The following is a 25,280-nucleotide window of genomic DNA, read 5'->3' on the forward strand; positions in this document are numbered from 1 at the left end:
ACTTGCAAGATTTAATCGTAAGACGTGTCGTTATTCGAAAGCGATTGATATGGTAATAGCATCACTAATACTTTTGTTTAACGAAGAAATTATTGAATATATATTTAGTTAGCAAGCCCTAGCATATTGACTTTTGTAGCGCATAAATTATATTTATAGGTAACAAAAGAGGAATTTTGTGTTGCTTATAACGGATAGAGAACGTGAAAGCATAGTATTTCACAAGAAAAATGGAGAGAAAAATTCGGATATTGCAAAATGGACGCGAGTTAGTGTAAGCAGTATAACAAGAATATGGCATCGTTACACAATGACAGGTATTTATACCCCCAAACTACAGAATAGCGGTAGGAAGCAATTAGTTACAGATTTACAAATGGATATGGTTGTAGCAAGAATCAAAGACAAGCCAGACATTACTTTGTCCGATTTGATAGAAGAGATGTCGCTTGGAATTAGTGAATCGGCTCTTTGTAGGCGCTGACTCACACTTAAAAAAAGACGTTATGTCCGGTAGAACAAAATCGTATTGATGTTCAAGAAAGTCGTTATGAATAGCGTGAGAACAAACAGTCGTGTTTTGATGTTAATAAGTTGATTTTATGTCAACATAAGGTATTTAACTTAAATGCAGAAACTTATTGTATGATTGTAGTATCAGCTAAACAATATTAATGACTATATCAATAATACAAAAAAATATATTTCACTAAAACCAATAACCAAACAGAGAGGTGTTTACAGTATGAGCAATATTAAAGGGAACCAATAAATGACGGAAAAGGTGGAAAAGGACAGCGTTGTGTACGTTGCAATAAATACACGGTCTTTGGCGATTACTGTACTAGTTGCGGTGCAAAGAGAGTTTGAAGAGTTTGAACTGTAAAGAATTAAAAAGCAAGAAATGACATCAAAATAAGATAAACCAAAATTTATTGGCTTATCTTATTTCAAAACAGGAGAATTTTATGTTGCTACATTGGTTAAAAATTATTTTGAAACATCTTTTGCCGGTATCTGCCAAAGCAAAAATTAGAAAACTATTGCTAAGATTAACAGGAAACAGATTACCGACAACAGTCAGAATAGAGGCGTCAACCTTGTGTCAGTTAAATTGCAGTGCTTGTTATATGCGCAAATCTAATTATGGTTCTATGGGCAAAGGATATTTGAAATTCTTTGATTTTGAAAACTTTATCCAACGGAACAAATTTGTTAAAAACATAGAATTGTCAAACAGCGGAGAAATTTTTTTGAACCCTGATTTAATTCATATCATTAAATACGCCTTTGAAAATAATGTTAAGTTATCTGCAGGGAATGGTGTAAATTTTAATACAGTTTCAGACGAAATTATAGAAGCGTTAGTGAAATTCTGTTTCCGACATATCAGTATTTCAATAGATGCCGCTTCTCAACAAATTTACTCTTTGTATAGAACTAACGGTAATTTTAACACAGTTATTGAAAACATCAAAAAACTGAACGAATGCAAACAGAAATACAATTCAAAATTTCCTGAATTAACTTGGCAATATATAATAATGGAACATAACGAAGAAGACGTTATTAAGGCGAAGAAAATGGCAGAACAATTAGGAATGCGTATATCTTTCAAATTGCCTTGGGATGACTATGTTTCTCAAAATAAAGATATGTTGATAAAAGAAACCGGATTAAAATGCTTGAGCCACAAAGAATTATTTGAGGCAAAGAAAATAATTCCGAATTCAAATTGTTACGGATTATGGAGTTCGCCGCAAATAAATTGGGACGGACGTTTATTAGGATGCTGTGTAGTATATAAAGATGATTTTGGCGTAAATGTTTTTGATATCGGTTTGAAAAAAGCGATAAATTCAGAAAATTACAAAAGTGCAAAAAAAATGTTGTTGGGTAAAGTAGATGTTATCCAAAATACCCAAAACATTCCTTGTATTATCTGCGAACAATATCAAACAATGAAAGAAACAGGAATATATGTATGATTAAAATAAACCCAAATTGTCCATTAGCCCATTTTTCATTTATTATAAATTATTTTCTAATGGACACCGTTAGAGTAATTTATTGTTTTTCAGGAATTTATTGTTAGAAAGAGTAGCATTTTATGAATGATTTGTCGCTTGAATTTATTTATGAAGAGATAACGGCTTGTAGCGGGCTCGCCCTACTTAAGAATATGGTTGCCCTGATAGGTTTTCAAGAGAAATTGAGTAACCTTTCATTACCGCGTCAATGATCAAATCGCGGGACATCTCCGGTTCAATTGATAATGCAGTTTATCGCCTCTATTTGGTGTGGAGTCAACCGTTATTCACACTTGGACATATCTCGATTTGACACGACGCTTCAGAAGTTTTTTGGCTGGCAACGGATGCCTGAACATAAAGCGTTTCAGAGATATTTTGCGAAATTTTCATTTTACGGCGCTTTTGAGAAAGTTTTCGGAGAACTTTACCGCTGGTTTTTATCCGGCTTGTCATTCAACAATTTTACTTTGGATATTGATTCATCCGTGATAAGCAGATATGGAGATCAAGAAGCCTCTTGTAATAGATATAACTCTCGTAAACCCGGTCGTAAATCGCATCATCCGCTAATCGCTTTTGTCGCCGATGTTGATATGGTCGCTAACTTTTGGCTTCGTCCGGGAGATTCGCATAGCAACAATAATTTTCAAGCGTTTCTTGAAGAAACGTTGTCGCATTTTTCAAATAAAAAGATAGGTTTGCTACGTCTTGACAGTGGATTTTACAGTAGCGCTACATTATGCATGCAACACAATATTCAATTCGACTTCCGAAATTAAATTATTTGTAAAATAATCAAACAAGATATTTAACGTTTTTTCACTTCTCAAATCAAAGCCGCCTACATCGTTACGCCGAAACCCGAACAAACTGAAATCAAACTCATTTTTTCTTAGTTTTTAGTTTTCAAATATCCGACGAAGGTATCGGCGGCGGAATAAATCTTTTTTTCGGAAATTAAATAGGTTTCGTTTGGCAAATTGTATATTAATACGAACTTCGTAGGTTTGATGACGATTCACGAAAAAAATATCTTTAAGGAATTTTAGTGAAAGAAACGGTTATAGAGATAAGGAATTTAATCGCAAAATACGGCGAAAAAGAAATTCTTCACGATGTCTGCGCCGACTTTCATAAATCGGAAATCAAAGTAATACTCGGAACAAGCGGCTGCGGGAAAACCACGCTTCTCAAACATATTATCGGACTTGTAAAGCCGGCGCACGGAAGCGTTAGAATTTTTGGAACTTTAATCGGCGAACTTGACGAACCGGATACTGTGGCCATCCTGAAAAAAATCGGTATAGTGTATCAAAACGGTGCGCTGCTCGGTTCTTTATCCGTTGCGCAAAACGTAGCGCTGCCGCTGAAAATGCATACGAAATTAAGCGATAAAATAATTGACGAAATTGTTCGCGATAAACTAAGAAGCGTACGAATGAGTCATGCTTACGACTTGTTTCCGGACGAACTTTCCGGCGGAATGCGTAAACGCGCCGCAATCGCAAGAGCGCTGGTTTTAGATCCGCCGATTTTATTTTGCGACGAACCGTCGGCGGGGCTTGATCCGGTAACTTCATCCGGAATAGATGAATTACTGGTTGAAATGCGCGACCGCCTTTCGATAACAATAGTTGCGGTTACTCATGAAATAGAGTCCATTAAAACTATTGCCGACTCAATCATATATTTGGAAAAAGGACGCGTTTATTTTGACGGTTCTTTAAAAGACGGCTTAGCGATTAGCGAAGGGAAAGTACATGACTTTTTCAATCGAATCGACAGAAACGGTATAAACGATTGAAAGCATATAAATTTAGGTAACTATATACATCTTTACACTAAAAATTATGATGACTATATACAATTTTACACTAATCGTCAAACGTTTCAAATATAATCTTACATTTGTTATCGCTTGACACATAAAATTGAACGCCTTTTAATTTTTCTACATTCATTTCTTTTTCTAAACTTTTCTTAAATTTAAGCATTCTACTTTCAATTTCTTTAACAAGTTTAAATTCTGCTTTATTTTCTTTTGAAATAACTTTTATTGGCTTTTCAATAACTTTTGTTTGCCACATAATTTATCCTTTCGATAATTTTATAACCAATTATTCTTCCATTATAAAATTAGGAAAGTCAAGTTCGTCAATTCCTAATATTCTACACTTGTTTCTAAAAATATCAAGCCCCAAATCCATTAAAGAATTATTAGATTTATTAGAACCCATACACCATAATTCTATCGCCCTACTCAATTTACCCAATTCATCATTTATAAAATGAATATCCACGCCAGTTGCTCTGGCTACCACTTGGTCGCTATTTTGATAATTTATTATCGTTTGGTCTTTAATCTGCTGATAATATTCTTTATTTAATTTAACCATATTTTTAGTTTCCTTTTCAATTATATTAAAAATATTTCAGTAAAATTTTAACTTTTTACACTTATCCACGTTTTTCCCTATTCTTATCCCACCCTTTTATTATATCTAACGCCCAAGGACTTATACGATAATATTGAGATGCTGGAAGTTTAACTTGCTCTTGCTCTTGCCCTTGATATGTACGCACAAATCTATTCATAATTTGTTCGTCTCTTGTCATATTTCCCATTCAATTTTCCTTACAAAGATACAGCCGCAGACGTATCGTTAAAGTTTCCGTGATACGAAATTGTTGCTGTTGTGTCTGTTAATCCGCTTGGAGCAACCAACGTAATTCCTTCTGGACTTATAGTAAAGCCCAAACCTGTTAAATATGAATTTGAACCGCCGTTATTTATATATAGCGCAGGAACAGAATAAGTAGCGCCCGGACGAGCATAATCACCGTTAGAATTAAATCCCGGAATATTTAATGTCTCCCAAGTTATAAACTGATATGTTCCCGAACTCACAAATCCTGTTATACTGACATACACACTTACCGCTGCTCCCCAAATAGTCCAATAGATGTTAAATGTTCCTGAACTTATCTGAACTGTTTGCTGTCCTTGATATACTACATCCAACCGACTACCATTAACAGCCAAAGCCCCCGTGCTAACTGAACCCACATCTATAAGGTCGTTATCTAATGAAATAACGCCGTTTTCGTCGATATTTATATTTTTCCCTGCATTACTCGGTGAAACTGCATTCCCAGAAGATGTTGCAGATATTACATTATCGTCAATCGTTATTCCATCTCCAGCAGTATATGGAATTGCCGGTGCAGTATTTGTTATTACATTATTTGAAATATCTATTCCGTTTCCAGCCACAAAATTTTGTTGTTCAGGAATGTTTGCGGAGATAACATTATTTTCAATAGTAATATTATCACCAGCGGTATAACTTATTTGTTCAATCGTTGGAACTTGCGACCACGCTTGATTTTTTCTTCCGTAAAGGTTTCCATCGTTTGGAGCGTCAGATATACCTCCTTCTCCGCCACTTCCTCCACCCGTATTGTTATTACCTGCACCCTGAATATAAGGTGGAAGAACTAACCTTTCACCACTCATAAATCGCCCTGTATTTTCCATATTTTACTTGTCTTTTCTACTATTTTCAAAAATTTTATCAATCGTTGTCGCACCCATAAACGCAAGCGGTACAGAACACAACGTCATAAGAACACTTCCATAAATTTCCTCACCTTTCCATATCCCATACATAACACAGCCAAATACTCCCACAAGAGTAATAAGCGCTAACCACCACCGCCTTGAACTATAAAATTTTGGATTTATATGATTTGGGTTCGAATTTACACTATAATCTGAAAATGTATCGCCCTGTGATTCAATATCTTGATTTTCCATAAACTACTCCTTGTTTATTCTTTAACTATTATATTAATTGGTTGAGTTTCTAAATATTCCTGAATTTAATTCTTTTCCTGTATTTTAGCCGATACAAATATTATTTTGCGAATGCTGTTAACAATGGATTGTTGAGATAATACTCGGCTTTTCATTCGAGTTCTTTATTTCTTTATGTTTATATAGGTGGCAAACTTCCTTTACCGGTTGTTCTGCCTATCAACACCTATATAAATAAACACGGGTGAAATTCATTGTTAACAGCAAATTACTATGAATTGGCAGGACAGCCTCTCAACTGTCTTCTGTCTTAACTTTTTAACTTGCCGAAAGAAACGGCAGAAGGGGTGTTTTATGACATTTTGTGATAATTGCGGGAAAGCATTAAGCAACGATGTGAAGATTTGCAAAGAATGCAATGCAACGGCTAAACGCAAAGAAATGGATGGTCGAGTTTTTTGTGCAAATTGTGGGAGTCAATTACGCGACAAGCAAGACAAATGCGATTGCTGTAATAGTATATTTATCAAAGGCGGTAAATAATGAAACAGTTGACTAAAGTTTTAGTTGTTGGGGTTGTAGTTGCTTGCAGTGTTTGGGCTGGCGAGTGGAAATACATAGGTAGAGATTGGCAATGGTGGGGGAATTGTAGAAATATTTATATTTATAAGACAAATCTCAATCGCCAGCAATTTGAATGGGAATATAAAAATAGTGCCCTTTCCAAATTATTAGGCGATTTGAGTGATGATTATATAGATATAAATAGAGATTTTGCAGCAATAAGAAGGTTAAGTAATGAACAAACCCAAATGACGCAAATGGAACAATTAAAGCAAAAACTTGCGAACAATTGCGCTAATTCCAATTCGCCTCAATGCGCCGAAATAAAAGAAAAAATTGCCGATTACAACAAATGTATGGCAAAAATTAGTTCAGAGTGGGAAAGTTATAATAGTTTTAATTCGGTAAAAGAAGCAGCCGAAGCAGTCGAAACAACAGGCGGTCGTTCAAAATCAAGTATTATGAGGGTTGTTCATCAAAATACAACGGGTTTGAATTACACATATAATCAACGGCTCGGAAACAATCCGGGAATGTCAGGGCGCGTCAAGGTAAAATTGGCAATTGACGAGTTTGGAAAAGTGATTTCTTGCCAATTAGTCAGTTCTACAACAAAAGACAACACTTTTGACCAAACTGTTATAGAAAAAGTAAAGGCGTGGAATTTCGGAAGGATTGATGTTCCAAACGACGTTACCGAATTTGAATATGAATTTGTGTTTTCGCCTAATTAGGACTGCAAATGTTCAGATTGTTGCTTTTTATTTTAATTGTCGGCTGTCTTAATGATGTTAGTGCCAAAGTTAGAGAGAGAATTAAGGACTCTGACGGCGGCACTACAACTATTTATTATTACAAAAAGATAGACAAAAAGTATGAATACAATTTACATCAAGAAGAATTTAAGGAAGAAAAGTATGTCGAAGAATTTAATCCCGATACCAAAGAAGTTTATTCAAAAACAACCTTAAACAGCAAAACCGAAAGGCGAAAATCCGATAATATCAGAAAAATTAAAGAGACAACATATCAAGAAACTCATAGTTCTTATGATGAGAAAGGAATAAGATTTTTGAGAGTATTTAGTATTGGTTTGGTGGTGTTTGTATTTGTCGTATTACCAATTATTGTGAATTAAAATTCAGCCCTTTCCGTTATGCCGCAATTAACCCTTTATACGTTGTCTTAATTCCCATATTTTCAATTAGCCAATTAAATCTTTCACTTTCTCCAATGCCCTTTGTATTATATCTAAAAACAAATTCATCGACATATTTTTGTAAATGTTTTCGAGATGTGGAATGATAAATACCCAAAAGCCCACGCTTCAACAAAGACCAAAAACCCTCAATAGTATTTGTATGAACTATACCATTGACGTATTGATGTTCTTTATGTTTTATAACTCGATGGTCATAAAACTTTGACATATCATTATAACCACCCCAACTATCAGTAAATAAAGTTGCAGTTTTCTTGACGCTCTTAGTAATTAGATTGGATAGAGTCTGCTTACTTGCATCCTCAACCACTTTAGCATTTACTTTGCCTCCACGCTGAACCATTCCAACAACCGGAGTTTTATGTTTAGTGCTTCGACCCTGATGCTTGCTCTTACCGCCGATATAAGTTTCATCGCATTCAACTAAATTATCTAACACATTATTATTTTCAGCCCCAAAACACTTCCTAATGCGTTGTAGCATAAACCAAGCCGTCTTTTGAGTTACATTTATATCCCTTGAAAGTTGCAACGAAGATATACCTTTCTTATGAGATGTAATTAACCAAATAGCCAAAAACCATTTTTTCAATTTAATTTTGGTGTTATCAAATAAAGTGCCTGTCTTAACGTTAAAATATTTGCCCGTATTCCTACAACGATATTTACCGCCCTTGCATTTGTAAACTTTGGAATCAGGGTCAAACGGGCTGACAATCGAACCATTCCAACGCATTGACTCTAAATGTTCAATACAAACCTGCTCTGTTGAAAATTCTTTAAGTAACTCTAAAATTGAATTAAAACTCCTCAAACTTAACATACCAGCTTCCTTTATTTATAAAATAATAACCGACGGTGGAAACGTGTATATATTTCAGGAGATTAAATGATTTTATTTAATGTCTTACATTAAGTTAAATTCGGGATGTAATTTTTATATACACCCCAACAATAAAAAGAATTAGGCGGATTTTTAATTTTTGATAGGAAAGTTTGAATTTTTGATTTGGCAAAAAGTAATTTACCTAAAATTTTATAAAGGAATTAGAATGTTTATAATAAAAGAAGCAGTTGACAATTTTATTAAACATGTTAAACAAAACGACCCAACTTGGCCAAATAATCATTGGTATGCTGGATTAACTACGCAACATCCATTTGACCGTATGAAACAACATGAAAGTAAAAAGGGTATTATTTGTGAATATTTAGCATCTATATCTTGCCCGGATGAAGATACAGCGCGAACATTAGAAAAAGCATTAAAGAATGAAGGTTTTGCTATACACGATAAAGATTTAGAACCAGAATCAGAACATATAACAGCTTCATGGGCTGTTGAAACTGTTTCAGCTTCAACTTCTAAAAACAATAAACAATATAAGGTTTATGTTTTTAAGGCTATTTAAAAGAATAAGAATTAATTAGTTGTTTTATTTATACTTTTACAAAATCCCAAACAATATGAACAATCAATTGTTATACCATTAATAAAATCTAAACATTCTTTGCACATTTTAACATTAGGTAAAAAATTCTTTTTTGCTGATTTTATATTAGTATTCTTTTTCATAATTATAACTCCTTTTAATGTTTTCAATTATTAATTGAAAGTTTGAATTTTTGATTTTGATTGCCAATTTCTCATTGGCAAAAAGTAATTTGATTAATAAAATAACCTATAAAATGGTTTGATTATATTTTTGTGTAAAATTGTATATAGTCATCATCTTTTATTGCTTCCAAACAATCATTACGACATAATCTCAAATAATAATTATAATTTATACACCTGTCTCATAAACATAATGATATTTTACCAAAAATAGTCATTGTTTGGGAATTATTCCAATATGTCCCAAATATTAATTAAGGAAATAAAGCTTTGAAAAAAAAATTAAAAATTTATCTGTTAGCGCTTCTCATTACTATTGTAGCGGGATTAGTTTTACTTAGTGTAAAAAATACGATTGAATTATATTCAGAATATTCCCAAAATTATGGATATACTTTTTATAGTCTATTTTATGACAATGTAAAAGTTTTAATAAAATATCCTATAGTTTTTATAAAAGTAGTCTTTTTTCAAATACTAATTCCCGTCTTTATATTCAATCTCTCTTTCATCTTTGTTCGTAGATTTTTTCGGTGATTGTATATTCCCATCGACTTTGATATGTCCGCCTATAAGATTTCCCGTTGTATCATAATCAAAGCCGCTTTCTCTAAATATTTTTACAACCTTTCCTAATTTTTTTGTTAATGTTTGAAAATCGATCTTTTGCTCAATTTGAGGCTTATAAAGATTTTTTTGCGATTCAATAAAACGCTTCGTACTATCAGAATTTAGCCAATTTTGAACCAATCCTTTTTCTATTGTAACCGAATTCACATTAACCTTTGTTTTATCCGTATCGTTAAATTGAGCCGAATTAATAAGTATTCCGTTAATTTTATCCTTATCAATTTTTTTCATTACTCCATTAGCATACGCGTTTAATGAATCCTTTTCACTGTTCATAATTTACCTTACCTTTCTTTTATTTTTTCATTAATTTTTACTTCTTAAATAAAAATCTATATAAAATAACGAATTGCTCCTAAATCAAACGAAAAGATTTCTCCATATTGACGAAAATAAAATTAGGTATGAAGAAAACAAATGGTCGAAAGGTGGAGGCGGAGAATATAGAGGGCTGGGTTAAAGTGGACAGTTTCAAGTTTTGTGTAAAATTTATATAGTTACGTAAATTTATTTGCGAAAAAGTATTGATATTTGACAATTAAATTCTCGTTTTATCATATTTCTTTACAATATTTATTTTTCGGATTTTGGTTTCTTCGGCGGAAAAAGGCGTTGTTTTTATTGTATCTGCGTAAGTATCGAAATAAACTTTACCAGTCGTGTTTCTCAAAATAATATGTGTGAAATTTTCAGATAATTTTTGCGGAATATAAGAGTTATCGCTAATCAAAACAGGTTTTGATTTTACAGAAAAAAATCTACTGCCTAAATGCGTTTTCGTCCATCTTAAAAATGACGGGTTATAGTAGTTCTTTGTTTGCGCTGCGCCCAATATTACCAGTACAGGATTGTTTGAATCTAATAATTTCATTCTAAAATTCTGCGAAGAAACTGTGTAAATTGTATCTTTTTTACATAAATCCGAAATCAAAAGTCCGCTTAACATAAACAATACCGCATAAGTTAAATAAATTATTCTATTCCTGCTAAATGTATATAAGATTATAACTATTACAATAATCACAATAAAAATAAGCGGTGAAATATTTGCATAATCTTCACCCAATCCGGTAAAAATCACATACTTATTTATAATCCAAAACAATAAATCAAGCGCCTTATCCGTCATCATGCACAAAAAATTCGATATGCTTTCAATAGGAATAAAAAGCGAAATGAGTGCAATTTGACAAATTGCCTGCAATATGGGAAGTAAAATTAAATTCGCAAGCGGCGTCGCTGAAGTAAGCGCCCCAAAATGGAAAATTTGTATAGGCGTAATAACGACAAACAGAAATATCGGTAATGTAAAAAATAAAATTATTTCACGAAATTTCACATCTCTTATGAATTTGGGAAATACTAAAACCGCAAATGTCGCTGTAAACGAATACTGAAATCCTACCAGAAATATGTGCATAGGGTATAGCGACAAAATAAAAAAGCAAGATAAAAACAGTGAATTCAGCGCATTGCTTTTACGGTCAAAAAGCGGTGAAATCAGCATAATCGTTCCCATAATTACCGCTCGTAAAGTCGCCGGTCCGAATCCTACGATAAACGGTAAAAATAAAATTGCACACACAACTATACATCGTCGTACCAAAATCGGTAAAGGCAAAATAAAAATTATAGCAGAAAACGCAAAAATCAAAATCGCTATATGCAGTCCCGATATCGCCAAGAAATGTACGAGCCCGCTTTCGCGAAAAAAAGAATTTATATTTTGAGTTAAAAACGAACGATCGCCCGTAAAAATTGAAATATATAACGATTCGTATTGCGTCTTTGCGAAATTCTTGCGGATGTGCCGGTAAATCGCGGTAATATGAGGCATTTTTGTTTGTTTCTTTATGGAAATAACTTCTATTTCACCTATGGAATTTTTAATTTTTTCCTGAAAAATATTATCATATTCCCAAGGTGCGGCTGTGTTTTGATTGTCGTATTTTCTAAAAATTCCTAATATTTCCGCATTTTGACCTGATTCTAAAATATAGTCTGTCAAAGTATCTTTCAAAATCAAATTTATCCTGTAATCGCTTTTTCGTAAACTTACCAATTGTTCCATTCTTTTTTCACTGCGATATTTTGGAGGAGAATAAAATTCCGCCGAAATTAGAACGGCGCCGTTTTGAGGAAATAAGTTTTCACCGGTTTCTATTGATTTTTCCCAAGAGTTTTGTAAAAGAAGTCCGATAAAAATAGAAATTATAAGAGAAAGGGTTTTCGAATATCTATTGGTTAAAAGCAAAGAAACTATAATTACCGTGGTTATCAAGGCGTTCGGCTCGGCGGTAAAAATCTTATATTTTGTTCCAAGTATTATTCCGAAAGAAAGTCCGAGCGCCAAATAGAGAGACGGGACGCAAAAAAGGTATTTATATGGAATAAAATCGCGGAATTTATTGTTCATTTACACCGAATAATCCCTTATACCTTGAACGGCTTACGGGTAATTTTTCACCGTTTCTCAAAACCGCTTCATATTTTCCGCCGCCCAAAACGATAGTATGTGCGATTGAATTTTCATCGACTAAATAAGAATTGTGAATTCTGATAAAATTTCCCGATAAAATTTCACCGAATTTTTCCAAAGAATTATCATGAAGGTAAGTTTTTCCGTCTTTACAATGAATTTCTCGATAGTCGCCGGCTCCGGAAATATATAATATCTGCTCAATTGGAACGATAATTCGCGACGACCCGTCTTTAATCAGAATTTCTTTCTTGCCTTTACGGCGTATATGTCTTCCGATAAATTTCTGCAACGCTTTTTGCAAGCGTTCTTTGTCATAAGGTTTTAAAACAAAATCGACAATGTCCAAGTCAAAACCTTCAAGAGCGCGCTCTCCGGTTGCCGAAACCACGATAGTTTCAAATTTTTTTTCTTCTATACTTTTAAGAATGTTGAATCCGTCATCGCCGTTAAGGTTTAAATCTAAAATAAGTAAATCGGGCGGCTGAATTTTTATTGCCGTAATAATTTCTTGAAATTCATAAAAAAGTGAAAGTTCGTTATCAGGAAGAATTTCTTCAACCTGTCTTACCAATCGTCTCGCTGCGACTTTCTCGTCTTCAACAATAAAAATTTTCATTTTTACACTCTTTCCGCCGGCAATTCAAAAATAACCCGCCAACCGTTATTTTTTGCTTCCGAAACAAATTTAAAATTATTCCCGTAAATTTCTTCCAAACGTTGTACAATATATTTATTTCCGGTTCCCGTCGCCACCCGATTTTGCGAATGGTTATTTTCGCCGTTGTTCTCCAAATTAATGATAATCTTTTGCGCTTGCCTTGTGACGCTCAAATCAAAAGTTCCCGTATCTTTCTTCACAAACCCGTGTGTAAGCCCATTCTCCAAAGCCGTATGCACAATCAGCGGCGGAATCGTTATTCCTTCTATATCGCCTGAGATTTTAAGTTTAATATTCTTTTCGCGCCGTAAATTCATAACTTTTAGATGGGCTCTGCAAAGCGAAACCTCTTCGGAAAGTGAAATAATTTTTTTTTGAGAAAATGACATTAAAAGCCGCAGCTCTTTGGATAATTCGTTAACTAATTTGACGGCGATTTTTGGATCTTCTTCTATCCAGGCGACTATGGTGTTTAAAGAATTAAGTAAAAAATGCGGGTGGATATTGTTTTTTAAAAGTTCCAATTCCAAACGAGTGTTTTTAATTTCGATCAACGATTTTTTTCCCATTTCTTCCCAGAAAAATCTTCCCATAGTTATCGTGATAAACGCTGAAAGCAAAGCAAATCCCAGCGAACTGATATTAATTTGTTTGAGTATTATGGAAAATACAATACAAAGCCAGAAAATTATAAGTCCGATTGTGATTGTTTTAGCGCCTTTTTCTTTCTTAAATAACGCTTCCAAAGCGATTCCTACGGACGTTATAGCCGAGAATGAAGTGAAAATTTCATTCGCACTGCCCAAAAACGCAAGCGTTGAAATCGGCGAAATATCATAAATAGCAAGCCGTGGAAGCATAACGGCTATTGTACTGACCGCAAAAAATATCGACGACTTTAATATTAAGCGCTTCGCATTAAAAAGTCGTAATAAATACGTAGGCAAAAGCCATATAAGTCCGATTTCAAAAGCGTCGTTTAGCAGTGCAATCAAATAATAATGTTCAAGGTTCGTCTGATAGTACATCACAAAAATCGGCACAAAAACATGTCCGCAGCAACAAAGTGAAAACATCGCATAAGTAACGTGCGCTCTGACATGAAGCGATTTCGCTATAAAAATAATGTTGAAAAGCGCGGTAATAAAAAAGATTCCGATAAGCGCCGCAGAATACGCAATCGTTTTGGAGATGTGAGAAATAACGTTTTCCAAAGTTCCGATTTTGGGATTCTCGGCGATAAATCCCGAAATAGCGCTGAAATTTGAGATTCGGATAGCCAAAGTATGCTCTCCGGCAGAAAAAAATTGTTGCGGAATAACGAAAATTCCGGCGCTATTTCCAATTCTTTCCCCTGTTTCTTTTTTGGCTAATGCCATTTTGTAATCGCCGATTTTTCCGTTTTCGCCTATTTTTGTACCATCCCAATAAATTTCATAGGCCGAAATTACCGTCGGAATAAAAATAGCCGCTTTTTCGTAATCTAAAATATCCTGTGTAATAAAGATTTTAGTCCGAAACCATCTGATTCCTTTTGCACCGTACTTATCCGCTTTCCATAATCCGATGATTTTTTTGTCATGCCATTCGCCGTCGTCGTATCGCGGACTTGCAAAATCCGCTCCAAACGAGTTGTCCGAATAACCGCATTTCCAAATATTTATATCGGTCAGCGTATTTTTCTTAAAAGAATATTGCGGTGACGCGTTTGGAATCGTACAAAAAAATAAAACCGTAAAAAAAGCAATTATTTTATGCATTTCTTATTGATATTATCCATTCTTTCATAAAAACGATAAAAATTCCGGCAAAAATCCCTGCAAAAATTCCGATTAATATCAATAATTTTCTGTTAGGTTCCGACGGATAAAGCGGGTAATCGGCTTCTTTTATCACTTCAAACGCCGGTGTTTCTTTCTTCTCGTCGATTTTCGCCAATTCTAATTGTTTTATAAGCTCAGCGTAAACGCTTGCTTTCAGAACGACTTCACGCTGAAGCCGCTCGCCTTCGAGAATTACGGACGGTGATTGTGCGGCAAGGTTTTTTTCTTTAAAACCGACCAAATACGATTCGGCGCGGTTTAAACTCATTCTTGCGTCCGCCACTCGTTCTTCAACAAATTCTCTCTTTTCTTTTCCGCGGTTCAAATAATCGCTTTCAATATATTTTTTTAAATATTCAATCAAATATTCATGAATCGAATAAGCGAGCGACGGGTTTTGGAAACGGGTTTTTATTTCAATAGTTCCTTTTACTTTGTCCTTTTCAATTGACATGAATTTTCCCTTTTTGCTTCTCAGCTTATTGATTTGAGCCATCTTATACTTATATTCCCAATTAGGCGCTGTGGTATCAGGATTTCTGAACTTCCAATATTCGGCAAGTGTCAAAGTATCGTATATAAACGGCTCTTTTTTCTTAATTTCTTCTTTTGTCTGCAATCTTTGGACAATCCATTCACGCTCTATTATTTTTTCGCAGAATGAGGTATTCTCGACAAGCAAGTCCACATAATTTATCAAATTTACGTCGCTTCCGCCCGTTGGAATGTTTATTCCCGCCATAGCGGCGAGTCCTGCCATTTGTCCTGCTTCGCCTGACGATCTCTTAGCTGCCACAGCGACGGCGGCTGCGACGTATTGATCAGGTAAAACTATCGCCCACACCGCTATAACGGCTGAAATAGCCGCTGTAACGAGCGTAACAATCATCCAATTCTTTAAAACGACCAAAACCAGTTCACGCAAATCAATTTCGTCTTCTCGGTTAAATTGCTCCGCCGTCATTTCATTTTCCATATTTTATCCTTTTCTTTCAAGATTTTATCTTAAAATAATAAATGCTATTATTTGCCACATGGTAAATAATATTTTATCGGCAAAAGAAAAGAGGAAAAATGACAGACGACAGAAAAAACAATCCAACAAGTATGTACTCCCGCACTTTACATTATATGCGCCCTTATTGGTGGCTTTTTATTATTTCGTTTATATCCGCGCTTGCTGTTGTACTTTTTCAAGGAATTTCCGGATGGTTTCTGGGTACGTTGCCAAGCGTCCTTTTTTCAGACGGCGCTTCCGTTTTATTGTGCGAAAAACCGCCGTTTTCAATTTCTAATATTAACGAATGGCTGAAATATCACGGTAATTTGCTTTTTTCAATAAATAAATCATTGCCGCTTTTGGTTTGGGTCAGTATAATCATAGCGATTGCTTTTACCGTAAAAAATATTTTTTTATATATAAACAACATTAGTACCGGACTTTTAAATTTTTCTACCGCCCGCGATATGCGAAACGATCTTTTCGGTCATATTCTTAAACTCCCTACTTCGTTTTACGATCAAAGTAAGAGTGGAAGTTTAATGGCTATAATGGTTAACGATTTAAATTTGATAAATTCGACGATTTCCAATTCTTTAGGATCGCTTCTTATGGAGCCGCTTAAACTTTTGGGTTATATAGCCATGCTTTTTATAATAAACGCTAAACTTACGCTTATACTGTTCGTGGTTTATCCCGTTTTAATTTTAGTGATATTAAAAATCGGAAATACCGTTAAAAAACGTTCGCGAAAAAATTTGGCGAGTTTTGATGAAATGGTATCGCGTATTACGGAAGTGATAGGCGGAGTCCGGGCGGTAAAAATGTTCAATATGGCGCAGGAAGAAAACACGAAGTTTAAGAAAATAAGCGACAGACTCCGTAAAAATCAGTTCAGACAGAAAATTACGGGCGACATGCTTTCCCCGCTTACGGAAACGCTTGCGTTCTATTTAATCGGCGGACTTTTAATTTTGGGCGGAAACGAAATTATTAGCGGAGAAGGAAACTTTTCGGCAGAGGATTTTACGCGCTTTTTGGTATTTATGTTCGCTTCATATCAACCGTTAAAGACGCTTGGGAATATAAATTCCAACATTCAAGCGGCTGTCGCCGCCGCTCAAAGAGTTTTCAAAGTTTTTGATTCCCCAATCGAAAAAATTAAGGTTTTGGATAGAAGAAACATTCCGCAATTTAACGATAATATATCTTTCAATAACGTTTCTTTTGCTTATGAAAGTGCGAAGAATGCGGTTGTTCTGGACGATTTGTCGTTTACGGTAAAAAAAGGGGATACTATCGCTCTGGTAGGCGGAAGCGGGGCGGGGAAGTCCACGATTTTGGACATAATTCCGCGATTTTACGAGATAGACGGCGGCGAGATAACCCTTGACGGAAAGAACATTTCCGATTTTGAATTGACACAATACCGAGAACTTTTCAGTATCGTGTCGCAAGAAACAATTTTATTTAACGCGTCAATCAAAGAAAACATAGCATACGGTAAAATAGGCGCAAGCGATGAAGAAATTATTAAAGCGGCAAAATTTGCAAACGCATATTCTTTTATTGTGGCGGCGCCGCAAAGTTTTGACACTATGGTCGGCGAGCGCGGAGTCGCATTAAGCGGCGGACAAAAACAGCGGATAGCGATAGCCAGAGCGATTTTACGCAACAGTCAAATTTTAATTTTGGACGAAGCCACGTCTGCGCTTGATACGGAATCCGAATCTCTTGTTCAGGAAGCGCTTTCGTACTTAATGAAAGGAAGAACTACTTTTGTTGCGGCGCATCGGCTTTCCACGATACGCTCGGCTGATACTATTTTAGTCCTTGAAAAAGGAAAATTGGTCGAAAGCGGAAACCACGAAGAATTACTTGCAAAAGGCGGACGTTACAATTATTTGCATTCAATCCAGTTCAGTGGAAAAAAATCATAATTTTTTGCATTTGTCGGCGTACTTTTTTATAGTTTCCAAATGTTTTTTTACCCAATAGGTTTTTTTTGTATCTTGCGGAATATATTGAATTTCACGCATCACGGAACTTGCAATTTCGCATGCGTAGTCTTTCTTGTTTTCCAAATCCGCCGCAAAAATCATCGCCCGCCGCGCCGACAAAATATCGGAATAGTTTTTTGGGATTCTTTTCTCCGACAGGTTAAGCAATTTTTGGGAAGAAGACACTATTTCCTCAATATCTTTTTTATCGACGGAAATCGCTTGATACGCGCGAATCATCATAGTATTTGTCGAATATTTTTCGAAAAATTCATCAAATATTTTTTTCGCTTCGCTCCATAATTTTTGTTCTTGTAACACCCAAATGTAAGATAGATACATTTTTTGTGACATTTCATCGTCGGCGGAAAGTGATTTTCGTAATTTTTCCAATACGTTTTTAAGTTTCTCGTAATTTTTCGGCGATTTGTTAAAAAGCGTAATTTTGTAATATTCGGTCAGTGCAAGTGCGAAATTCGCCTCGTTTGAATATTTGGTGTTCAGTAATTTTTTCCAATTTTTTTGCGAGTCGTTCGCTTTGGAAAGTCCTTGTAAATATGCGCCTCTTTTTATGTGAATTGTGCTTAACATCCCGTTTAAAACCGCCGTTCTGTAAAACAAAAGCGTCGTGTCTTTGATAACGGAATTTTCAACAATCGCTTTTTCGCAGATATTTAGCGTTTTTCCCCCGTTTTCTGTTTCATACGCTTCGTAATCGACAAGCTTTGAGTACTCTACTAAAGCGGTAAAAAATGAACTGTCGGGATTTTTTAAGTTTCTATAGATGTATTTTTGCGCCGATTCATATTCTTGCATTAAAATAAAATCGTTTATTATTTCATTGTTTTTCGCCGAAACAAAACATATAAAAAACAAGATAAAAAAACGCGTCAAGTCATACTTCTTTCATAACCATTTCGGCAAGTTCTTTCGCTTTCGCTTCCGTATTCGCTTCGGCGTAAATTCGCATTATCGGTTCGGTATTGGACGAACGGATGTGAACCCATCCGTCGTTATATATAATTTTTAATCCGTCCCGTGCGTCTATTTTTTCCGTTGCAAAAATTTTCGTCAATTTATTCAAAATTTCATCAGGATTTAAGCCTGTCGTAGATATTTTTTCTTTAACTATAGGATATTCTTTGTAGAGTGATGTGAGTTGAGTAAGTTTTTTTTTGTTTTTCGCCATACATTCGATAATCAACGCAAGTCCGACGAGCCCGTCGCGAACCATAGATACCGCCGGATAGATTACTCCTCCGTTACCTTCGCCGCCAAGCGCAAGGTTGTTTTCTCGAATTGCGTCAACAACATTAGCCTCTCCTATTTTTGTCCTGATAACGTTGACTCCGAAACTTTTTGCTACATCGTCAATCGCCATCGAAGTAGATAAATTTGTCGCTACGTCGGTTTTTTTCTCCGGTAAAACGTCCATCATCGACAACGCTAAAGTCATTTCTTCGCAAATCGGCTCGCCGTTTTCACCCATTGTTACAAGTCTGTCTCCGTCCGGATCAAATGCAAATCCTCCCCAGAAATTTTTTTTGGATTTGAGCAAATTCTGTAGTTCCAAAAGGTGCGCCGGACGCGGTTCGGGATTGTGCACGAAATCACCGTCCAATTTACAATTTATTCCTTCGTATTCTACTCCTAAAGCCGATAACAATTGTGCGAACGAGGCGCTTGCCGCACCGTTTATTGCGTCTACGGCTATTTTAATCTTTGACTTTTTTATTAAATCGACATCGACATTTTTTAAAATCGCGTCTATATGCGCCGACACAGCCGTTTTTTCAACTTTTTTGGGAGAAGTCGGAAATTTTTCAAATTCCGCATCAGATAAAAAGTTCCCTTTTTCGTATTCATAATATAAATCTCGGCTCTCGACGGCGTTAAAAAGTCGTCCGCTGAAATGAACCGGCTTATATCCGTTATACGGATGCGGATTGTGGCTTGCGGTAATTATTATTCCTGTCGCCGCTTCAAAATATTTAGTCGCAAAACAAGTGGTAGGCGTAGTCGCAATTCCTATGGAAACCGGCTCTTTGTTCGCCGCGAAAATTCCCTGACAAATCGCTTTTTCAATATCTTCGCCGGACGGACGCGTGTCACGTCCGATAATTACTTTCTTTCCGATTGATGATTTTGCTTGAATGTACGCAACCGCCCGTAGTAGCTCAAGCGACAAATCGTCGCCGACTTTTCCTCTGATTCCTGAAACCGACATTATTGCTTTTTTCAAAAAAAGCTCCTTTAATAATAATAAAGAAAATACGATATTGACAAAATAAAAAACAAAATTAATTTATATAAAATTCAACGTTAAATTTTATTACATCCGGCGTTTCGACATTTATTATTTTATATAGTTTTTTGGTTTGTTTCATTATTAAAGAAAGCAAATTTTAATGGAAAAGAAATTGTTGTTTAGTTCAACGGCGACTCAAAAAAGAGTGGCCGTCCTTGAAGATAACGCTGTCGTTGAATATATTATAGAGCAGCCGGATAATTGCAGAGCGCTTGGAAATATATATAGAGGAAGGGTGGAAAATATAGTTCCCAGCATACAGTCCGCGTTCATCGACATCGGACTTGAAAAAAATGCTTTTTTAAACGTCGCCGACATAGAAACCGCTATAGTTCCGGATTTTAGTGAAGATGAAGATACGGAAAATACGAATGAAAGTGAAGAAGCGAAAGATACGAGTAAAGGCGAAGATGTAGATGAAAGCGAAGATGTAGATATAGAAAATTGTTACGCCATTGAAAATCTTATTCAAGAAGGTCAGGAACTGTTAGTTCAAGTTTCCAAAGAACCGATAGGCGATAAATGTCCTAAAGTCACTACGAAAATCTCTATCGCCGGAAGATTTTTAGTTTTAGTGCCGGATTCTAAAAATATAGGCGTTTCCAAGAAAAGCGACGAGAGAAAAAAACGTAAACGTCTGCAAAGAGCGCTAAAAGCGATGCTTCCTGAAAATATGGGGTGTATAATTAGAACCATTGGTCTTGACGTCGATGAAGAATTGATATATAACGAATTGAAACTTCTTGTAGGAGAATGGGAACTCATTCAGCAAAGATCGCTTGAAAGCGATGATCAGCGTCTTCTTTACAAAGAACAGAATGTTACGACTCAGGCGATTCGCGATTTGTTTTCAAAGGACGTTAAAGAGGTTATTGTCGATGACGCGGACGATTATAAAGAAATTGTTTCGTATTTGACGAAAATTGCGCCGGAAATGAACAATCGAGTTACTCTTTACACTCATAACGTTCCGATTTTTGACTTTTATAATATCGAAAGAGATTTAGACAAGTCGCTTAGACGCAAAGTTTGGTTAAAGAGCGGCGGATATTTGTTTTTTGACAAAACGGAGGCGTTGCTTGCCATTGACGTAAATTCAGGACGAAATAATTCCGAAAGCAATCTTGAAGATACGGTCTTTGCGACTAATATGGAAGCGGCGAAAGAAATCGCCCGTCAATTGCGTTTGCGTGATATCGGCGGAATCATAGTCGTTGATTTTATTGATATGAAAAAAGCGGAAAATCGCGTGGCTCTCCAAAAAAGAATGCACGAATTGCTCAAAAACGATTCTACCGTAACCGATTGTTCCGACTTGTCGCGATTCGGGCTTATTGAAATGACGCGTAAAAGGGTGCGTCCGGGAATAAATGAACTCATGACGGAAATTTGTCCTTCGTGTTATGGGTTGGGACGGGTCTTTTCTACAAAAACGATAGCGTCGAAAATTGACAGATGGCTGCACAGAGCGCAGGCGGATAATATAACATCGCCGGTAAAAATTCTGGTTTCCCAGCCAATGTTTGAATACATAAAAAGAAACGATTTGTGCAAACAGTTCGGAAACGACTACAACGTAAATCTTCGTTTTGAAATTTCCTCACGTTTGGAACAGGATGAATTTGAAATATATATAGCGGGCCAAAGTGAACATATAACTGAAAAACATTTGTAGGTATTGATTTTTGCCGCGGCAATATAATATATTCAATGTTGTTTTTGTTTAAGATGAATTGATTTTATTGGTTTAAGGAGAAATTAAAGTTATGGTTTCGGTAGTAAAACAGGGTGGATTTCAGTATAAAGTGGCTGAAGGCGAGTTGTTGAATATTCCGCTTGTAGAAGGTAAAATCGGAGAGGAAATTACTTTAGAATCCGTTCTTCTTGTGAGCGACGGAGTAAAAACGACGGTTGGTACGCCGGATATTAAAGGTGCGGTTGTTAAAGCCGAAATAGTGGAACATGGGCGGACTAAAAAGATTCTGGTCGTAAAAAAACACAGAAGAAAAGACTACCAGAGAAGAAACGGACATCGTCAGGATTTTACTAAGATTAAAATTATTTCAATTAACGCAGCTTAATTAAGGAGATTTTCAATGGCGCACAAAAAAGGTCAGGGAAGTACAAAAAACGGGCGTGACAGTAAAGCGAAACGCCTCGGAGTTAAGGAATACGCCGGTGAATTGATAAGCGCTGGAAGCATTATTATCCGTCAGCGCGGAACAAAAGTTCATCCAGGGCAAAATGTAGGACGCGGTAGAGACGATACTTTGTTTGCAGAGATAGCCGGTAAAGTCGATTTTTACAAAAAAATCGATAACAGAAAATATGTAAGAGTTATTCCGGCGTAATTTTTTATATAATAAATATTGTTTTAGTATATATATATTATTCCCGTTAAGGAGTTTTTATGATAACCGCTAAATTGTCCGTCAACGATATGACAAGAATTCCAAAACAAGTACGTTTAGATTTGGAACTGATTCAAGGCGATAGAATTGTCTTTGAAAAAAGAGGACAAGAATATTTAATTCGCAAATTGGTTGAAGAATCGCCGTACGATAAAAATGGAATCAAAATTTGGAATTCGGAACGTTCCAATATGGATTATGAGAATTAGCGTAAAAAATTTAGTTTCTTATATAAAAAACGGCAGGCGTATAGTTTGTCGTTTTTTGTTTTTGTTATTTTTTATTTTTGGGAACGTCAATGCGTTTGAGACGGACGATACGCTTTCGTTTGAAACGGCGATTAAAGTTCAAAGCGATACGCTTATCGCCGCGATTACGATAAATATTCCTAGAAATTATCATCTTTACAGCAATCCCAAAGGTCCGGGAATCGGTAAAGATTTGCAGATAAATTTAAAAGATGAAAACGTAGAATTTTTATTTGCAAAAAAGCAACGGCCGAAAGTTTTTTTGCCGCCTGACGAACCTGATACCGCTTGGGTTTGGGCGTGGGAAGAAAAAGCCGTAATTTTTGCCGCGCTGAAAACCGTAAATTTTGATTCCGCAAAAATTCAAATCGAAGGCGTTTATTGCGACTTGTCGTGCGTGCCGTTTTCGAAAACGATTTCAGTAAACAATTCGGATAAACCGTTTGACGACAGTTTGCAAGAAATTTATGAATCGTCTCAGGATATTGCGTTTGAAAGAGACGCAGAGGATTATGGCGTTTATAATTTTGACGTCAAAAAATTTACGCAAAAACACTCACTTTTTTCGGCATTGCTTCTGGCGTTTTTTGCCGGAGTTATTTTGAATTTTATGCCTTGTGTTTTACCGGTTTTGGGGATAAAAATTTTGTCGTTTGCGCAGGATACGGACAAAAAAACGGCGATTTTTAAAAGTTTTGCGTTTGCCTTAGGAGTGATTTTCGTGTTTTTACTTCTTGCGATTGCCGCGATTCAACTGAAAATCTGGTGGGGGCAGCAATTTCAAAATCCTGTTTTCATAACGATTCTATCGGTTTTGATGCTTGTCGGTTCGTTGTTTTTGTTTGACGTTTTTACTCTCTCGCCAAATTCCGGCGTCGCAAATTTTGAAATGAAGCAGAAAAAAAACTCTCTTTGGGGTAATTTTATCAGAGGAGTTTGCGCCACAATTTTGGCGACGCCGTGTTCGGGACCGTTTTTGGGCGCGATTATAGCGTGGGCGCTTATCGACAACTCAAACGCGGCGGTTTTTGCCGTGTTCTTGTCTGTCGGGACGGGAATGTCCGCGCCGTATGTTTTGTTGAGCGTTTTGGGCGGAGTAAAAATTTCGCGAAAAATCGCAAAGTATTCCGTAGTTATTAAAAAGATTCTCGCTTTGATTTTGCTTTTATTTGCGGTTTATTTATTCGTCTCGGCTAATTACGGTAAATTTTTTGCGCAAAATCACGATAATTACGATCTTGTATGGGTCGATTTCTCGCCGGAATTGTTTGAAACCGCTCGTAAAAACAAGCAAAGCGTAATTGTAAATTTCACCGCAAAATGGTGTTTAAATTGTCAATTTAACAAAATTTCGGTTTATGACAGTGAAGAAATTCATCGAATCTTTCGGCAAAGAAATATTTTAGCGATGACTGCGGATTTGACAAACGAAAACCCGCCGGCGCAAAAACTTCAGGAAGAATTGAAATCAAAAAGCATTCCGTTTTTGGCGATTTTTGACGGGGACGATTTTGGAAGTCCGGTCGTTTTTTATGACATCGTAAGCAAAAAATCAGTCGTCGAAGTTATAGAAAAATTGGATTTATAGGGAAAAAACAAAAACGGAGCGCAAATCTCTCTGCGCTCCGTTTTTATAATAACGAATCGGTCGTGTTACCTCCTCACACCCACCTTAGCAGTGTAAGGATAACTCTTCCCGTTTGTGTTTTTCGCTTCAACCACCACCAAATAACTGCCGTTAGCTACATTTCTGCCTGCATTGTTGGTTAAGTTCCAAGTAACGCTATTACCTCTCTCAGTTCTCTCAAACACCACATTGCCGACATTATCATAGACAACTGCTTTCACCTGAGAAACTCTCTCGTTGTTGGGCAAATCAACGGTGATAACTGCCTTATCGGAGACTATGTTGTTTGACAATCTTATGCCGCTGTGTTCGTTTTTGGACTTATCCCTAATAACCGACACTTCGACATCTTTGTATGTCGCAGTTACCGTTACCGCTTTTGAAAGCATTACAAAAGTTGTCGTTGACGACGTTGCATCGTTAAAAACCACACCATCGCTGCTTGTCCATTTGTCAAACACTTTGCCGGCGGATGCAGGGTTTGCCGTTACCGTTACCGTTACTCCGGCTTCATAACTGCTTGAACCGCTGCCGTTTATTACCGTTACCGCAAATACCGGCGTTGCCGATACGCTGAAACTTACGCTAAGCTGTACACTTGCTCCGTTACTGCCGCTTATGCTTATCGTTTCGCTGTAATCGCCCACCGCAAGATTCGCTTTAGGCTGAACGCTAAACGTCGCCGTGGCGCCCGACGCAAGAGTCGTCGCCGAAAGTGCGCCAAGCGTATAGTTAGTCGCAATCGGTTGAGTAAGCGTTACTGTTCCCGTGCCTACGTTACCGACTGTTACAGTCTGCGCGACGGGCTGAGTGTAGCCTTCTTCAAGAGAGCCGAATAC

The 25,280-nt window shown here is 36.2% G+C and carries 28 protein-coding genes; 14 read left to right on the plus strand and 14 right to left on the minus strand.

Annotated elements, in window-relative coordinates; translation table 11 throughout:
• Positions 1-178 precede the first annotated feature (178 nt).
• The 4 genes from LBH98_10075 to LBH98_10090 all read left to right on the plus strand — a co-directional run bounded on the left by LBH98_10075 (position 179) and on the right by LBH98_10090 (position 3,837).
• The gene (locus LBH98_10075; protein ID MDR0305093.1) at positions 179-484 is read left to right on the plus strand and encodes a hypothetical protein; all 306 of its coding nucleotides are present in this window, start codon (positions 179-181) and stop codon (positions 482-484) included.
• A gap of 484 nt (positions 485-968) precedes the next feature.
• Positions 969-1,988 (plus strand): hypothetical protein, encoded by a 1,020-nt coding sequence (locus LBH98_10080; GenBank protein MDR0305094.1) that lies wholly within the window; start codon positions 969-971, stop codon positions 1,986-1,988.
• Between the two features lie 287 nt (positions 1,989-2,275).
• Positions 2,276-2,812 carry a transposase gene (locus LBH98_10085; protein MDR0305095.1) on the plus strand — a complete coding sequence of 179 codons (537 nt, stop codon included), beginning with the start codon at positions 2,276-2,278 and terminating at the stop codon, positions 2,810-2,812.
• A gap of 269 nt (positions 2,813-3,081) precedes the next feature.
• Positions 3,082-3,837 (plus strand): ATP-binding cassette domain-containing protein, encoded by a 756-nt coding sequence (locus LBH98_10090; protein ID MDR0305096.1) that lies wholly within the window; start codon positions 3,082-3,084, stop codon positions 3,835-3,837.
• Between the two features lie 70 nt (positions 3,838-3,907).
• Here LBH98_10090 and LBH98_10095 read toward each other — a convergent pair whose 3' ends face one another.
• The 5 genes from LBH98_10095 to LBH98_10115 all read right to left on the minus strand — a co-directional run bounded on the left by LBH98_10095 (position 3,908) and on the right by LBH98_10115 (position 5,850).
• On the minus strand, positions 3,908-4,120 hold the full coding sequence (locus LBH98_10095; protein MDR0305097.1) for a hypothetical protein: 213 nt from the start codon (positions 4,118-4,120) through the stop codon (positions 3,908-3,910).
• A gap of 30 nt (positions 4,121-4,150) precedes the next feature.
• Positions 4,151-4,429 carry a hypothetical protein gene (locus LBH98_10100; GenBank protein MDR0305098.1) on the minus strand — a complete coding sequence of 93 codons (279 nt, stop codon included), beginning with the start codon at positions 4,427-4,429 and terminating at the stop codon, positions 4,151-4,153.
• A 61-nt stretch (positions 4,430-4,490) separates the two neighbouring features.
• Complete coding sequence (locus tag LBH98_10105; protein MDR0305099.1) at positions 4,491-4,658, minus strand: hypothetical protein; 168 nt, start codon at positions 4,656-4,658, stop codon at positions 4,491-4,493.
• Positions 4,659-4,668: 10 nt separating this feature from the next.
• Positions 4,669-5,550 (minus strand): hypothetical protein, encoded by an 882-nt coding sequence (locus tag LBH98_10110; protein ID MDR0305100.1) that lies wholly within the window; start codon positions 5,548-5,550, stop codon positions 4,669-4,671.
• A 24-nt stretch (positions 5,551-5,574) separates the two neighbouring features.
• Positions 5,575-5,850: a hypothetical protein gene (locus LBH98_10115; GenBank protein MDR0305101.1), complete on the minus strand. Its 276-nt coding sequence runs from the start codon at positions 5,848-5,850 to the stop codon at positions 5,575-5,577.
• A 354-nt stretch (positions 5,851-6,204) separates the two neighbouring features.
• On the opposite strand from LBH98_10115, the gene LBH98_10120 reads away from it, so the two are divergent.
• Genes LBH98_10120 through LBH98_10130 form a run of 3 tightly spaced genes read left to right on the plus strand, consistent with a single transcriptional unit; the run spans position 6,205 to position 7,552 of the window.
• The gene (locus LBH98_10120) at positions 6,205-6,393 is read left to right on the plus strand and encodes a hypothetical protein (GenBank protein ID MDR0305102.1); all 189 of its coding nucleotides are present in this window, start codon (positions 6,205-6,207) and stop codon (positions 6,391-6,393) included.
• Positions 6,393-7,148, plus strand: coding sequence for a TonB family protein (locus LBH98_10125; GenBank protein MDR0305103.1), 756 nt, complete (start codon positions 6,393-6,395; stop codon positions 7,146-7,148). The genes LBH98_10120 and LBH98_10125 overlap by 1 nt, the downstream gene beginning before the upstream one ends.
• An 8-nt stretch (positions 7,149-7,156) precedes the next feature.
• Entirely contained in the window at positions 7,157-7,552 is a 396-nt protein-coding gene (locus LBH98_10130; GenBank protein MDR0305104.1) for a hypothetical protein, read from the plus strand.
• Between the two features lie 16 nt (positions 7,553-7,568).
• Here the strand turns inward: LBH98_10130 and LBH98_10135 are convergent, their stop codons facing one another.
• On the minus strand, positions 7,569-8,459 hold the full coding sequence (locus LBH98_10135) for an IS1595 family transposase (protein MDR0305105.1): 891 nt from the start codon (positions 8,457-8,459) through the stop codon (positions 7,569-7,571).
• Between the two features lie 160 nt (positions 8,460-8,619).
• On the opposite strand from LBH98_10135, the gene LBH98_10140 reads away from it, so the two are divergent.
• Positions 8,620-9,048 (plus strand): hypothetical protein, encoded by a 429-nt coding sequence (locus LBH98_10140; GenBank protein ID MDR0305106.1) that lies wholly within the window; start codon positions 8,620-8,622, stop codon positions 9,046-9,048.
• A 683-nt stretch (positions 9,049-9,731) separates the two neighbouring features.
• Here LBH98_10140 and LBH98_10145 read toward each other — a convergent pair.
• The 5 genes from LBH98_10145 to LBH98_10165 form a co-directional block, all read right to left on the minus strand.
• A complete protein-coding gene (locus tag LBH98_10145; GenBank protein MDR0305107.1) occupies positions 9,732-10,160 on the minus strand; it encodes a hypothetical protein in 429 nt (142 codons plus the stop codon).
• 262 nt (positions 10,161-10,422) lie between these two features.
• Positions 10,423-12,300: a ComEC/Rec2 family competence protein gene (locus LBH98_10150; protein ID MDR0305108.1), complete on the minus strand. Its 1,878-nt coding sequence runs from the start codon at positions 12,298-12,300 to the stop codon at positions 10,423-10,425.
• Positions 12,290-12,982, minus strand: coding sequence for a LytTR family DNA-binding domain-containing protein (locus tag LBH98_10155; GenBank protein ID MDR0305109.1), 693 nt, complete (start codon positions 12,980-12,982; stop codon positions 12,290-12,292). The genes LBH98_10150 and LBH98_10155 overlap by 11 nt, the downstream gene beginning before the upstream one ends.
• A 2-nt stretch (positions 12,983-12,984) precedes the next feature.
• Positions 12,985-14,784 carry a histidine kinase gene (locus LBH98_10160; GenBank protein ID MDR0305110.1) on the minus strand — a complete coding sequence of 600 codons (1,800 nt, stop codon included), beginning with the start codon at positions 14,782-14,784 and terminating at the stop codon, positions 12,985-12,987.
• Positions 14,777-15,823: a hypothetical protein gene (locus LBH98_10165; GenBank protein MDR0305111.1), complete on the minus strand. Its 1,047-nt coding sequence runs from the start codon at positions 15,821-15,823 to the stop codon at positions 14,777-14,779. Before LBH98_10165 ends, LBH98_10160 begins: the two co-directional genes overlap by 8 nt.
• A 98-nt stretch (positions 15,824-15,921) precedes the next feature.
• Between LBH98_10165 and LBH98_10170 the strand changes: the two genes are divergently transcribed.
• A complete protein-coding gene (locus LBH98_10170; GenBank protein ID MDR0305112.1) occupies positions 15,922-17,787 on the plus strand; it encodes an ABC transporter ATP-binding protein/permease in 1,866 nt (621 codons plus the stop codon).
• Here LBH98_10170 and LBH98_10175 read toward each other — a convergent pair.
• Entirely contained in the window at positions 17,782-18,741 is a 960-nt protein-coding gene (locus tag LBH98_10175; protein MDR0305113.1) for a hypothetical protein, read from the minus strand. The genes LBH98_10170 and LBH98_10175 overlap by 6 nt on opposite strands.
• A gap of 1 nt (position 18,742) precedes the next feature.
• Positions 18,743-20,089 (minus strand): phosphoglucosamine mutase, encoded by a 1,347-nt coding sequence (locus tag LBH98_10180; GenBank protein ID MDR0305114.1) that lies wholly within the window; start codon positions 20,087-20,089, stop codon positions 18,743-18,745.
• Positions 20,090-20,255: 166 nt separating this feature from the next.
• Between LBH98_10180 and LBH98_10185 the strand changes: the two genes are divergently transcribed.
• The 5 genes from LBH98_10185 (at position 20,256) to LBH98_10205 (ending at position 24,402) form a co-directional block, all read left to right on the plus strand.
• Entirely contained in the window at positions 20,256-21,830 is a 1,575-nt protein-coding gene (locus tag LBH98_10185) for an Rne/Rng family ribonuclease (GenBank protein MDR0305115.1), read from the plus strand.
• A gap of 91 nt (positions 21,831-21,921) precedes the next feature.
• Entirely contained in the window at positions 21,922-22,236 is a 315-nt protein-coding gene (gene rplU, locus LBH98_10190; GenBank protein MDR0305116.1) for a 50S ribosomal protein L21, read from the plus strand.
• Positions 22,237-22,251: 15 nt separating this feature from the next.
• Positions 22,252-22,506, plus strand: a complete 255-nt coding sequence (gene rpmA / locus LBH98_10195) for a 50S ribosomal protein L27 (protein MDR0305117.1) — start codon at positions 22,252-22,254, stop codon at positions 22,504-22,506.
• Positions 22,507-22,565: 59 nt separating this feature from the next.
• A complete protein-coding gene (locus tag LBH98_10200; GenBank protein MDR0305118.1) occupies positions 22,566-22,775 on the plus strand; it encodes a hypothetical protein in 210 nt (69 codons plus the stop codon).
• Complete coding sequence (locus LBH98_10205) at positions 22,765-24,402, plus strand: thioredoxin family protein (protein MDR0305119.1); 1,638 nt, start codon at positions 22,765-22,767, stop codon at positions 24,400-24,402. Before LBH98_10200 ends, LBH98_10205 begins: the two co-directional genes overlap by 11 nt.
• A 65-nt stretch (positions 24,403-24,467) precedes the next feature.
• Here LBH98_10205 and LBH98_10210 read toward each other — a convergent pair.
• Positions 24,468-25,280, minus strand: an 813-nt coding sequence (locus LBH98_10210; GenBank protein MDR0305120.1) for a hypothetical protein, incomplete at its 5' end; no start/stop codon positions are given.

The sequence above is a fragment of the Chitinispirillales bacterium genome (genome assembly GCA_031254455.1).
In the GTDB taxonomy this organism is placed as follows: Bacteria; Fibrobacterota; Chitinivibrionia; order Chitinivibrionales; family Chitinivibrionaceae; genus WRFX01.